Below are 13,222 nucleotides of genomic sequence, written 5' to 3'. Positions count from 1 at the left end.
TATATCGAATACTGACATAAACAGTTTTTCTATTCAGACTTTAAGCACTCTCAAACTGACTGTTATAAAGATCTGCATAAAAGCCACCTTTGGCAAGAAGTTCCTCGTGGTTTCCCTGTTCAACAATATCTCCGTGATTCATTACAAGGATAACATCTGCATCTCGAATGGTTGATAATCGATGTGCTATGATAAAACTGGTTCGTCCTTCCATCAGATTATCCATTGCCATTTGAATCCGCTCCTCTGTTCTTGTATCAACAGAGCTGGTTGCTTCATCCAGTATCAGTATTTTCGGGTCTGCCAGAATTGCTCTTGCAATTGTTAATAACTGTTTTTGTCCCTGAGAAACATTATTACTTTCTTCATTTATTACCATATCATATCCACCTGGCTGTGTCACGATAAAATGATGAGCAAATGCAGCTCTGGCTGCGCCCTGTATTTCTTCTTCTGTTGCATCCAGTTTTCCATATCGAATATTATCACGAATGGATGCATTATAAAGCCATGTATCCTGAAGAACCATTCCAAACATCTGACGTATATCACTTCTGATAAATTCTCTTATATCATGTCCGTCAATCTTAATTGCTCCTCCATTAACATCATAAAATCTCATTAAAAGTTTAATCAATGTGGTCTTTCCTGCTCCTGTTGGTCCGACAATGGCCACTTTTTGTCCTTCTTTTACGTCTACAGAAAAATCATTGATAATTGTCTGTTCCGGATTATATCCAAAATGAACATGCTCGAAAGTTACATTTCCATTTAGAGATTCAATTGGCACCAGATTTTCTGCTACCTCTTTTTCTTCCTCTTCCTCCAGAAATTCAAAAACACGTTCTGCTGCAGCTGCAGTTGTCTGCATCATATTCCCAACCTGTGCCAGCTGGGTAATTGGCTGATTAAAGCTTCTTACATATTGTATGAAAGACTGAATCTGTCCTACTTCAATTGTATTTTTAACAACCATAAATCCGCCAAGAATTGCCACCAGTACATAACCAAGGTTTCCTACGAACTGCATTAACGGCATCATTGCACCTGAGAAAAATTGTGATTTCCAGGCAGAATGATACAGCTGCCCATTGACTTCCTCAAAATCTTTAATAACACTTTTTTCTTTATTAAAGGCTTTCACTATATTATGTCCACTGTAAATTTCTTCAACCTGCCCATTTAATTCTCCAAGATGCTTTTGCTGTGCCTTGAAATATGGCTGGGATTTTCCCATTATTGCTCCAATCAGCCCCATAGACAATGGCAATGTTAAAAGTACCACAACTGTCATTGGAATATTAATACGAACCATCATAATAACAACACCTATAATCTGTGTTGCAGATGTAATAATCTGTGTCATACTCTGGTTCAAACTCTGACCAAGTGTATCAATATCATTGGTTACACGAGAAAGTACCTCTCCATAAGTTCTACTTTCAAAATATTTCATCGGCATTCTGTGAATTTTCTCTGAAATATCCTTTCTCATCTGATAAGTAATATTATTGGATACATGAGTCATGATCAGTCCTTGAACAAATGAGAACACTGCACTGATTACATATAATCCCATAAGTGTCATCAGAATCCCGGTTACTTTATCAAAATCAATTCCACCGCTTCCACTGACTTTTCTCATCAATCCATTAAATATTTCTGTTGTAGCATCTCCTAAAATAGTTGGTCCAACAATATTAAATATTGTACTTGCAATTGCGAAAACAATAACAAACAAAATAGGCACATAATATTTTCGAATATATTTCAGCAGCTTCACCATAGTTCCTTTTAGGTCTTTCGCTTTTTCACCTGCCATTGCCGGTCCATGTCCATGACCCATCGGTCCTCTTCTTCTTCCATTACTCATGTGCTGACACCCCCTTTGCCTTCTTAAGATCATCTTCAGACAATTGTGATTTTGCAATCTGCTGATATACCGGACATGTTTCCAATAATTCCTCATGGGTACCTTTTCCCACGATATTTCCTTCATCAAGAACAATAATCTGATCCGCATGAAGAATGGTGCTAATTCTTTGTGCAACAATTAACTTTGTACTTCCATGGGTTTCCTTCTCCAATGCATTTCGCAGTGCTAAATCTGTCTTATAATCCAGTGCAGAAAAACTATCATCAAAAATATATATTTCCGGATCTTTTGCTACTGCTCTTGCAATAGACAAACGCTGCTTCTGTCCACCAGATACATTGGTTCCTCCCTGTGCAATCGGAGACTTATATTTTTCTTCTTTTTCTTCAATAAAATCTGTTGCCTGAGCAATCTGGGCTGCACGTTTTACTTCCTCTTGTGTTGCATCCTCTTTTCCATATTTAAGATTTGACTCAATAGTTCCAGAGAATAAAACACCCTTCTGAGGTACATATCCGATTTTCTCACACAAATCCTCATGCTTTACTTCTCGAATATCCCTTCCATCAACTAAAATACTTCCTCTTGTTACATCAAAAAATCTTGGAATCAGATTAATCAATGTAGATTTACCACTTCCTGTACTTCCAATAAATGCAGTAGTTTTCCCTGCCGGTGCTACAAAACTGATATTATGTAAAACTGCTTCGTCAGCATCCGGATAGCAGAAATAAACTTCCTTAAACTCTACTTCTCCCTTCTTTTCAGGGATAAACTCTTTTGGTTCTTCTGGATTTTTGATCATAATCTCCATATCCAGCACCTCATTAACACGTTCTGCAGCTACCTGTGCACGCGGCATCATAATGGAAACCATAGAGATAAACAAAAATGACATAATAATCTGCATTGCATACTGGATAAATGCCATCAAATCTCCTACCTGCATCCTTCCGAGATCAATGTTTCCTGCACCTACATACACAATCAAAACTGTCAGTCCGTTCATGATTAACATCATAACCGGCATCATAAAAGTCATTGCACGATTTACAAAAAGATTGGTTTTCATCAAATCCATATTGGCTTTATCAAAACGTTTCTGTTCATGCTTTTCTGTACTGAATGCACGAATAACAGGCAACCCTGTCAAGATTTCTCTTGTTACAAGATTCAACCGGTCAATTAACTTCTGTAGAATTTTAAATTTTGGCATAGCAACCGTAAATAAAACAAAGATTACCATCATAATGGCTGCTACTCCAATTGCTATAGTCCATGTCATCTGTGCATTGGTGGTCAATACTTTAAAAATCCCTCCAATCCCCATGACCGGTGCAAATACAACTATTCGGAACATCATTGTCACAAACATCTGAATCTGCTGAACATCATTGGTACTTCTGGTAATTAATGAAGCTGTTGAAAATTTATCGAATTCTGAATTAGTAAAATCCATAACTTTTTTGAAAATCTTATCTCTTATAATACGACTTAATTTTGCTGCAAGTCTCGCAGACAATAAAGTTACAGATACTGCGGCTGCCATGGCAAGAAGAGCAATACCAATCATTATTGCACCTGTTTTCAGCATATATTTTGTCTGAATATCTTCAAGATTCATTCCAATAGCCTTATATTCTGATTTTACAAAAGAGATGGCTGCCTGACTGATAATACTGTCTGGCATATCATCAACATTCATATTTTCCATCTGTTTCATCATTTTTTTCTGACTTTTACTCAAACCTGCTTCTGCCTGAGGATTAGCAGCCATCTGTTTTGCCATCTGAGATGACATTGTCAGCATACCTTTTGCCATAGACTTATCCAGGTTTGCTCTTTCTTTTGCAGAAATTTTTTTACGAACATATAACTTTCCTTCTTTATATGTTTTATATTTTGAATCACTTACCTGCTTTTTACTATAAAGCTCATAAGCTTTTCTCATTTTATCTGCATCTTTCTCTTTCATTACCATTGAAAGTCCCTGAAAAGTTTCTTCTCTCATTACTTCAGGCACCGCATCTTCAATACCACCCTGCTGGATACCTACATTTACTATAGAAGACGTATAGGTTGGCAATGATAGTTCGCATGTTGCCTGCATAATCAACAGAATCACAATTCCTGCAATAGGCAGATATGCTTTTTCTAAATATCGAAATAATTTAAGCATTGTTTTCTTCCTTTCCAAATTCAAGTTCTATTCGCTGCTTTAAACAATCATCTAATTTTGTAAGAAGCCTTCTAAGCTCTTTTTTCTCCTCTTCCGTAAGGAAATCTTCCACATGTGTATTTATGTTATCAGCCCTCTCTTTGATGGACTCCACAATGGATCTTCCTTTTTCGGAAATGAAAATCCGACTCTTTCTCTGGTCATCGGGATCCTGCTTTTTAATAATCATTCCGTTTTTTTCAAGCCTCCCTACCATTACATTTAATGTTGACGGTTTCACACCCAGTTTTCTTGCCAGCTCTCTTTGGACAAGTCCGTCTTTGTTACTAAGGGTAACAAGTAATGGCATCTGACCTGGATGAACATTTTCTCCTTTTAAAAGGCGCATGCCATATACAAAATTTCTATGATTTATTTTCCCTAATAATGAAAAAATACCATCCTTGCGATACATCTTATCTCCTTTCCAAAATTAATTAGGCGTCTAATAGTTAGTCGACTAATATACTATCACAGTGTATACATTGTTTCAACTATAAAATTATGAACTTTTTATAAAAAATACACTGTAATCTTTTTTTGATTACAGTGCATCTTTCCTGATAAATTACAATATTATTTACTATTTATGCATTTTTACCGCAGCATTTTTTGTATTTCTTTCCACTTCCACATGGACATGGATCATTACGGCCAATTTTTTTACCTTTTACAACAGTTGTTGAATTTCTTGATTCTTTGTAAAGTTCTTTTCGTCTTTCTTCTGTAAGAATATCATCCCATGCATCTAATGTATATAACCACTCTGCACGGCATCCAACCATATTGTAATACAATTTTTCAAAATCGATATCTAAAGAAACCTGTGTATCTTCTTCCATTGTATCAATTGGGTTTGGTTCTTTTAAACTGTCGTTGATTCCATCTAAAAATCCAACAAACATCTGTAAATCTGTCTCAAACTTTTCTGCCAACTCTTTAACAGTTCCTGTTACAACAACATCTTTATCTGCCAGAATCTTTTCATAGATCCCTTTTTCAATATTAAAATATGTCAGCCAGAACTGCTGTCCTTCTTTTGTTCTGTCATCGAATTTATATGCGTAATCACGCCAATCCTGTAATAATGCCATTAATCTTTCCACCTTTTCTCTTAAAAATGTTATTTACTCTTGCTACTATAACAAATTTTATATTTTTTTTCAATACAAAAACCCCTATTCTGCATCTTTGCAGAACAGGGGCTTCTTAAAGGGGAGGATAAGTATTTCTCATCCAATCTCTGATTGGATATTTGTATTATCTCCTCATTTTATATTTCTATACATTTTCTTATCCAGAAACATGGATATATTATAAAAAATATGATAGGATAGCAAAAAGTATGATCTTTACAATATGATCAGCACTGATATGTTGTCAAAATTTAATTTGAAAGGATAAAAAATGAAATCTATTTTAAAACAAATATTTGCAGTTATTCTTATAATATCACTGATCGCAGTCGTTGGCCTGACATTATTTTTTGCCATTACCGGAAACGAATATTTCTGGGGAATGATGGTATTAATGTTTTTCTATCCTATTTTTCTCTGGGCAATGTCCTTTGTTTATAAATGGAGTAAAAACAACAAGGATACAGACAAATAAAAGCATATTATTCATAATCTCTGTTTTTTATAAATTTCAAATATTCTTTGATTTTTTTTTCGTATCCATTTTCTGTCGGCTCATAAAACCGGGTTCCAAGGAGATTATCCGGCAAATATTGTTGTTTCACATAATGATCCGGATAATCGTGGGCATACCGATATCCTATTCCATGTCCCAATTTCGATGCTCCTTTATAATGGGCATCTTTTAGATGATTAGGCACTTCTCCATTCTTATGATTTCTAACACTCTCCAGCGCTTTATCTACTGCCATATATGCAGCATTACTCTTTGGTGCACTGGCAACATAAGTTACTGCCTGTGCAAGAAGAATCCTTGCTTCCGGAAGACCGATTCTTTCCACAGCCTGGGCTGCTGCAACAGCTACCTGAATTGCCTGAGGATCTGCATTCCCAACATCTTCTGATGCACAGATCATGATTCTCCTTGCAATAAATGTAACACTTTCTCCAGCATCAATCATTCTTGCCAGATAATACACTGCCGCATCAGGATCTGATCCCCTCATGCTTTTGATGAAAGCTGAAATCACATCATAGTGATTATCTCCATCTTTATCATATCTGGTAACCCTTTTTTGAATACACTCCTGTGCAACATCAATATTAATAATAATATCACCATTTTCATTTGGCTCAGTGGTTAATATACCAAGTTCAATTGCATTCAAAGCACTTCTTGCATCTCCTTCTGCCATATCCGCAAGAAAATCCAGTGCATCTTCGTCTATAGATGCATGATAAATACCCATTCCTTTTTCTTCGTCGTATACCGCTCTACAAATTAACTTTTTTATATCTTCTTTTTCAAGAGAATACAATTGAAAAACATTAGACCTGGAAATCAATGCCTGATTCACTTCAAAATATGGATTTTCCGTTGTTGCACCTATTAATATAATCGTTCCATCTTCTACGAACGGAAGAAGATAGTCCTGCTGTGCCTTATTAAAACGATGGATTTCATCAATAAATAAAATGGTTTTCTTCTGAAACATACCAAGAGCTTCTTTTGCATCTTTTACCGCCTCCTGCATATCCTTCTTTCCCGAAGTTGTTGCATTCATCTGAACAAAATTTGCTTTGGTCGTATTGGCTATAACTTTTGCCAGAGTAGTCTTTCCTGTTCCCGGCGGTCCATAAAAGATAATTGAACTGAGCTTATCTGCCTGAATAGCACGATACAGAAGTTTATCTTTTCCAATAATATGAGACTGTCCCACTACTTCATCCAGGGTAGCAGGACGCATCCTTCCAGCCAGGGGTGCCTCTTTATCTTTATTTAGTTCTCTTGCATAATCAAATAAATCCATAATATTCCTCCAGAAAAATATCTTAACACAGCACTTTCACAAAATCTATGAATTCTTAAGAGTTTTTTTATAAATAGGACATGATTTTATCATATGTCTCTGATATAATAAAACAAGTAGAAAAACAAGCAATGACGGGAGTTATTATGGGAAAAATATTAGTTGAAAAAATTTCTTATACAGAAGTTACAAAAAACATCAGTCAGACTGAATATAATAAAACTCAGGAAGAATATATTTTATCTAAATCTCCGGAAAAATATATGATCAGTCTTCCAATCCGTGTATTAATGTTTAAAGGAGTTGAAGAGGATCCTCAGTTTGTTTATTACTTTTACGAAGAAAATCATGATGATCTATATCTTGTTCAGCGCCAGCGTAAAGGAGGCGTTGTTTTTAAAACAAAATACTCTTTGACAAAAGAACAAGGCCGTATGATTTTAAATGGCGATTATCAGTTTCTTTTAGACAATGACGATCCGTCTTTTAATTCACTGTATTTTCAATTTACTGTGAATAAACTTCATCCGACTTATAAGAAAGAATGTATCCGTAAAATTTTTCATCAGAATCGTTTTCTTGATGAAATTGTTGATATTTCTATTGTTCGAACACCTTACACAGGAGAAGATTTTTTTGCAGATGAGCCACCAAAACTTAAGTCAGTTAAAGCCAACAGTCTACGTCGTAACACAAGACAATATTTAACCTTATCAAAACCTATGGAGAGTCTTTTAAACTTTCAGAATACATTATTAGCACAATAAAAGTGCCGGACATTGTCCGACACTTTTTTAATACATAACACAGCGGACAAGTCCGCTTAACGCCTCTATTCCTTATTCATTAGAGACCTTTTATTCTTTCTTATTTCTGTAATTCTGGTACTTTTCTTTTGTAGCTAGTCCACCTCTAATATGACGTTCTGATTTATTAAGATCCAGAACTTCCCTGACACATCCTGCCAAAGATCGATTGATCTGCTCCAGACGTTCTGTGACATCCTTATGCACAGTACTTTTGCTGATTCCAAATACTTTAGCAGTTTGTCTCACAGTGGCATTGTTTTGTACAATATAATCAGCAATTTTTACAGCTCTTTGAGCGATATAATCTTTCAAAAAAAATCCCCTGGAAATATTGTTTTTACAATGTATGCTGATATTCCTTCTGGTATGTATAGCATATTATTTCATTATGCATTATACTGTTTTTATATGGTTACAATAAAAAAATGTATTTTTCATAGTAGTCTTATTGTGCTATACTCTCTGAAAAGAAAGGTAGATGTATTGATGAAAATATTATTGGATTTATTTTTAACTTTTGTACAAATCGGTGGGTTGACCTTTGGAGGTGGATATGCCATGCTCCCTATGCTTCAAAAAGAAGTCGTTGATAAGAAAAAATGGGCTTCTGAGGAAGAACTAATGGATTATTATGCAATCGGACAATGTACACCGGGAGTTATTGCAGTTAACACTGCAACCTTTATTGGATACAAAATATCCGGTATTTCAGGAGCAGTTTTTGCAACTTTAGGAGTAATTTTCCCCTCTTTTGTGATTATTACCGTTGTAGCTTTATTTCTTAGAAATTTTGCACAGTACCCAATTGTTCAGCATGCTTTCAGCGGGATTACAGTGTGTGTATGTGCTCTGATATTAAATGCAGTCATCCGTTTAGGGAAAAAATCCATAACTGATGCTGCTGGTGTTTTTATTTTCTTATTAACCTTTTTATTATCTATCATTTTTGATTTATCACCAGCTTATCTGATTATCATTGCCGGGCTTTTAGGTATTATCTTCAGTCTTGTAAAAACAAAGGCTCTGAAAGGAGGTCATATTTCATGATCTTCCTTCGATTGTTTATTGAATTTTTAAAAGCCGGACTCTTTGCTGTTGGCGGCGGTCTGGCAACTTTGCCATTTTTATATGACATAATGCATGAAACCGGATGGTTTACCATGCAGGATCTTACCAATTTGATTGCGGTTTCCGAATGTACCCCGGGACCTCTTGGAGTTAATATGGCAACTTATGTAGGAAATCTCACCGCAGGACCTATAGGAGGAATTACCGCCACCATCGGATTGGTTACTCCTTCCATTATCATCATTATTATTGTTGCAAATTTTCTTCAACGATTTAAAGATGCAAAACTTGTACAGAACATTTTTTATGGCCTGCGGCCCGCCTCCACAGCATTGATTGCCTGTGCCCTGTGTCTGGTTGCAAAAACAGCTTTTTTACAGCTGAATGTATTCAAAAAAACCGGACATTATCTGGATTTACTAAACTGGAAACATCTGCTTCTTGGTATGATTCTTTATATTGCTTTGGTTAAATTCAAGAAACATCCTGTAATCTATATTGCAATTGCAGCAGTTTGCGGCATAATATTCCAGTTATAACAAAGCGGACAAGTCCATTCCAACTCCTTTATGTAACAAAAAATGTGCCTGTAGTATTTTACTACAGACACTTTTTTTAAAAATAAATTAAAGATTGTTTTGGTGGTTCTGCTTTTTCGATACGACTTGCATATAATACCGGTGCCTTTCGCCCATATCCATCATTATATTCTATATGAATTTCAGCTGTAACCATCACCCATTCTTTATTTAAAACACGTTTTAACGTTTTAGATTTAGTTTTACTAAGTTTACATAGATATCCAATGAATGTAATATCGTCTTCACAGCAAGTCATTGCTTTACGCCCGGGAATAATCAATCCTCCTGGCATTTTCGGACTTCTTCGGACTTCTCCTTTAAATTCCACTGTCTTTCCTTCATATACTTCTGGTCTCTCCATAGCATCAATGTACCAGATACCATAATCCTCATCCTTTATCTCAATGACGTCTTCATTTAGATCATAAGGCAGGATCTCCTCCATTTCCATTTCTCTTCCATCTGCCCGTTCGAACCCAACCTGAGCTCTTGGATTCACTGCTTTAATACTTCGACGATAACTTCCAATATTCGTATTATCATCACAGCGATTAAAAATAACCAAATCTGCCATTTTAAACATTTCAACAAAAATCGATCTCATGTTTTTAAGATACATATCTGCAGTAGAAGCATCTACTGTGACAATCGCCTGATATAATTCAAGATCTGTTTCATCGACCACATCCATAAATTCTTCAATGGAATACATACCATTATATTCTACCATCACTCTATCAGGATAATAGTTTTTTTGACAGGATATAATAAAATCTTTTGTAAAATCTTCGATATTATCCAGCTGAATAACAAAAGAATTAGTCTTTTCAAGCATTTGAGCATCATATTCTACTTCTCCTTCTTCGAAGGTCAGTATCATTGTCCGCTCTCCATCATTAAAATAATCCTGACTTAATGTATCTTTAATCAACGTTGTTTTTCCACTTTCCAAAAATCCCCAGAAAAGATAAACCGGAAGTTCATACATATCAATGTTGCCCCCTTATGCTCCTATCATAAACAAAGTTTCCAAATCAGATTCTTTCAATTTTGAACCAATAACACAAATTCTTCCTGTATAGTCAGCACTTCCCTTACGAATTTCATACTCTCCGGGAACCATATCAAATTGAATCCAGCTTCCATCTGTCAACTGTAAAATGCCTTTGGATCTGAGAATGATTCCAAAGTCTTCACTTTGTGATAATTTTTTCAAAATATCTTCCAATTCTTCCTTTTTATATTTTTTTGGTGTTTCTTTACCCCAGCTGATAAATACTTCATCTGCATGATGATGAGCGTGGTCGTGATGATGATCATGGTGATCATGATGATGAGCGTGGTCGCATCCGCATTCATGGTCATGGTGATGGTCATGATGATGTCCACCACACACCGGGCAGATATCCTCTTCCTCCATTAATTCTTTTCCCAAATCGTTTCCTTCTTCCATTACTCCAAGAATCTGTTTTCCTGAAAGTTCTGTCCAAGGTGTTGTTATAATGGCTGCTGTTCCATTATGTTTTCTTAAAAGCGATACACATGTTCCAAGATTATCTTCTGCCATAGCATCAGTTCTGCTTAAAATAATAGATCCGGCATACTCTACCTGGTTATTATAAAACTCTCCAAAATTTTTCATATACATTTTACATTTTTTTGCATCTGCAACTGTAACAAAACTATTTAATATAAGATCTGTGTCTTCTGCAACATCCTGAACCGCTTTTATGACATCAGAAAGCTTTCCAACACCAGACGGTTCAATGATAATACGATCTGGATGGTACTGAGAAACAACTTCTCTAAGAGCTGTTCCAAAATCACCTACCAGAGAACAGCAAATACATCCTGAATTCATTTCTGTTACCTGAATTCCTGCATCTTTCAGAAATCCTCCATCGATACCTATTTCGCCAAACTCATTTTCTATTAAAACAACTTGCTCTTCTGATAAAGCTTCTTTTAATAATTTCTGGATTAAAGTTGTTTTTCCTGCACCTAAAAATCCTGAAATAATATCAATCTTTGTCATGGATTTATCCTTCTTTCTTTAATTTATTCATCATTTAAAATTTATTGTACTACTTCTAAGTCTTTCATTTCAAGTGTGGTATACCCATAAAGTACATATAATCTTAAATTCGTCCACATTTGTCTGATTTCTTCCACTGTTAATTTATTATACAACTCTTCCTTACTTTCCTGCTAAATATCAGAAAAATAAATAAGATTATCCTTCATTTTTTAATCCTCTACATATTTTTTAAAAGGTCTTGGCGTCATAAAGGTTCCCGTTGCACTTCCCACCAGTTTATCTTCTACATATGCTTTTCCCATAAAATTCATAATCGTTTTCCCTGTGGATAATGCTTCTGCTTTTACACGAACCAGAGAACCTGTTGGAATCCCTTTCAGAAAATTCGTAGACAGCTGTACCGTTGGTGCAACATCATAATCTCCCAGACCTGCAGTTAAAGTTCCAAAGGTAATATCAAACATTCCAGCCAGAGATCCTCCAAACATAATTCCAAAAGCATTTTCATGAAAATCTGTTGCTTCATACTCCATTATCAGGCTTTTATTATCGTAATCATAATCTATGATTTTTCCTTTTAATTCATTAAAAATACTATTATCTTTTATATGATTTATTGCCTCTATTCTTCTTTTAATATTTGTTTCAAATGTCTCTTTACTCATAATCCCTCCAGAAATTTCTGCAAATATTCTATCATATTTCATTTTTATTGTATAGAATCATCCTCCAATTGGCAAACTAATGAAAAAGGAGTGTAATTATGGATAACGAACAATTATTAAACAGCATTTATCAAAATATCCAGATGGTTTTGGAAACAATTCCTGAAATTCGTAAAGTAACTACGGACTGTGATTTTAAAGAGGTTCTTAATTCTCACGAACAAACTTATCAAAATCTACTTTCCGTAACCCGTCAGCGACTGGATGCAGAAGGTTATACACCTGAAGAAATAAATGAACTTTTAAAAAACTATTCTGAATGGATGACAAAACTAAAAGCAATGACTGATAAATCTACCAGCCATCTTTCAGAAATGTGCATTACCGGATATACCATGGGAATGATCCAGTCTATTCAGAAATGGCGTCAATATTGTGATGCTTCAAAAGATACTCTTTTACTTGCTCAGCAGCTTTCTATTCAGCATCAAAAAAGTATTGATAGCCTAAAAAAATATTTGTAAATTATTTCAGGTTGTGCTATGATTGAAACTGTTATTGATAGATGTAATGTTCACGACCGAGAAAGGCTGCATTCAATTCTATGAATGCATAGCTGTAGTATCCGGTTGTATTTTTTTACCCAAAATTTGTTTACATCTTCAATGATCTATCAATTTATAGCAGAAAAAAATGGAGGTACCCAAATGAACACTGGTACAGTAAAATGGTTTAACTCAGAAAAAGGTTATGGATTTATTTCCCAGGCTGAAGGAGACGATGTATTTGTACACTTCTCAGCCATTCAGGGAGAAGGATTCAAAACTCTGGAAGAAGGACAGAAAGTAAGCTTTGATATTGCAGAAGGCCCTCGTGGAAAACAGGCCGAAAATGTAGCAAAACTTGCTTAATGAAAGAAATTTTATAGATTTTCTAAATTATAAGAGCAACTTTGATTTTATATCTGAATCTGATTCAGACACTAATCATCAAAGTTGCTTTTATTTTTTAGATTAACAC

At 35.1% G+C, this 13,222-nt stretch carries 15 protein-coding genes; 6 read left to right on the top strand and 9 right to left on the bottom strand.

Annotation, left to right across the window (positions count from 1 at the left end):
- Positions 1–40: 40 nt before the first annotated feature.
- From KTB61_RS01155 to KTB61_RS01140, 4 genes are all read right to left on the bottom strand, one after another.
- On the bottom strand, positions 41–1,873 hold the full coding sequence (locus tag KTB61_RS01155) for an ABC transporter ATP-binding protein (RefSeq protein ID WP_075759085.1): 1,833 nt from the start codon (positions 1,871–1,873) through the stop codon (positions 41–43).
- Positions 1,866–4,055, bottom strand: a complete 2,190-nt coding sequence (locus KTB61_RS01150; RefSeq protein WP_216696638.1) for an ABC transporter ATP-binding protein — start codon at positions 4,053–4,055, stop codon at positions 1,866–1,868. The genes KTB61_RS01155 and KTB61_RS01150 overlap by 8 nt, the downstream gene beginning before the upstream one ends.
- Entirely contained in the window at positions 4,048–4,509 is a 462-nt protein-coding gene (locus KTB61_RS01145; RefSeq protein ID WP_075759087.1) for a MarR family winged helix-turn-helix transcriptional regulator, read from the bottom strand. The genes KTB61_RS01150 and KTB61_RS01145 overlap by 8 nt, the downstream gene beginning before the upstream one ends.
- 172 nt (positions 4,510–4,681) lie before the next feature.
- Entirely contained in the window at positions 4,682–5,188 is a 507-nt protein-coding gene (locus KTB61_RS01140; protein ID WP_075759088.1) for an SEC-C metal-binding domain-containing protein, read from the bottom strand.
- A 313-nt stretch (positions 5,189–5,501) separates the two neighbouring features.
- Between KTB61_RS01140 and KTB61_RS01135 the strand changes: the two genes are divergently transcribed.
- Entirely contained in the window at positions 5,502–5,705 is a 204-nt protein-coding gene (locus KTB61_RS01135; RefSeq protein ID WP_075759089.1) for a hypothetical protein, read from the top strand.
- Positions 5,706–5,712: 7 nt separating this feature from the next.
- On the opposite strand, the gene KTB61_RS01130 is transcribed toward KTB61_RS01135, so the two are convergent.
- Positions 5,713–7,041: a replication-associated recombination protein A gene (locus tag KTB61_RS01130; RefSeq protein ID WP_216696637.1), complete on the bottom strand. Its 1,329-nt coding sequence runs from the start codon at positions 7,039–7,041 to the stop codon at positions 5,713–5,715.
- A gap of 80 nt (positions 7,042–7,121) precedes the next feature.
- Here KTB61_RS01130 and KTB61_RS01125 point away from each other — a divergent pair, with 80 nt between their 5' ends.
- On the top strand, positions 7,122–7,808 hold the full coding sequence (locus KTB61_RS01125; RefSeq protein ID WP_230973561.1) for a hypothetical protein: 687 nt from the start codon (positions 7,122–7,124) through the stop codon (positions 7,806–7,808).
- A 90-nt stretch (positions 7,809–7,898) separates the two neighbouring features.
- On the opposite strand, the gene spoIIID is transcribed toward KTB61_RS01125, so the two are convergent.
- Entirely contained in the window at positions 7,899–8,162 is a 264-nt protein-coding gene (gene spoIIID / locus KTB61_RS01120) for a sporulation transcriptional regulator SpoIIID (RefSeq protein ID WP_075759092.1), read from the bottom strand.
- 174 nt (positions 8,163–8,336) lie between these two features.
- Between spoIIID and KTB61_RS01115 the strand changes: the two genes are divergently transcribed.
- Both KTB61_RS01115 and KTB61_RS01110 read left to right on the top strand, forming a co-directional pair.
- Entirely contained in the window at positions 8,337–8,897 is a 561-nt protein-coding gene (locus KTB61_RS01115) for a chromate transporter (protein ID WP_216696636.1), read from the top strand.
- On the top strand, positions 8,894–9,457 hold the full coding sequence (locus tag KTB61_RS01110) for a chromate transporter (protein ID WP_216696635.1): 564 nt from the start codon (positions 8,894–8,896) through the stop codon (positions 9,455–9,457). The genes KTB61_RS01115 and KTB61_RS01110 overlap by 4 nt, the downstream gene beginning before the upstream one ends.
- A gap of 76 nt (positions 9,458–9,533) precedes the next feature.
- Here the strand turns inward: KTB61_RS01110 and KTB61_RS01105 are convergent, their stop codons facing one another.
- From KTB61_RS01105 to KTB61_RS01095, 3 genes are all read right to left on the bottom strand, one after another.
- Positions 9,534–10,487: a TIGR03943 family putative permease subunit gene (locus KTB61_RS01105; RefSeq protein ID WP_216696634.1), complete on the bottom strand. Its 954-nt coding sequence runs from the start codon at positions 10,485–10,487 to the stop codon at positions 9,534–9,536.
- Positions 10,488–10,502: 15 nt separating this feature from the next.
- Positions 10,503–11,534 carry a CobW family GTP-binding protein gene (locus tag KTB61_RS01100; RefSeq protein WP_216696633.1) on the bottom strand — a complete coding sequence of 344 codons (1,032 nt, stop codon included), beginning with the start codon at positions 11,532–11,534 and terminating at the stop codon, positions 10,503–10,505.
- A 212-nt stretch (positions 11,535–11,746) separates the two neighbouring features.
- A complete protein-coding gene (locus tag KTB61_RS01095; protein ID WP_230973560.1) occupies positions 11,747–12,202 on the bottom strand; it encodes a PaaI family thioesterase in 456 nt (151 codons plus the stop codon).
- Between the two features lie 98 nt (positions 12,203–12,300).
- Between KTB61_RS01095 and KTB61_RS01090 the strand changes: the two genes are divergently transcribed.
- Positions 12,301–12,726: an RNA helicase gene (locus KTB61_RS01090; RefSeq protein ID WP_075759096.1), complete on the top strand. Its 426-nt coding sequence runs from the start codon at positions 12,301–12,303 to the stop codon at positions 12,724–12,726.
- 183 nt (positions 12,727–12,909) lie between these two features.
- Positions 12,910–13,113, top strand: coding sequence for a cold-shock protein (locus KTB61_RS01085; protein ID WP_075759097.1), 204 nt, complete (start codon positions 12,910–12,912; stop codon positions 13,111–13,113).
- Positions 13,114–13,222: the final 109 nt, after the last annotated feature.

The organism is Anaerostipes faecalis (assembly GCF_018982945.1).
Lineage (GTDB): Bacteria > Bacillota > Clostridia > Lachnospirales > Lachnospiraceae > Anaerostipes > Anaerostipes faecalis.
The sequence above is the reverse complement of the archived record's forward strand: the minus strand, read 5'-3'. Positions and strand labels throughout refer to the sequence as shown.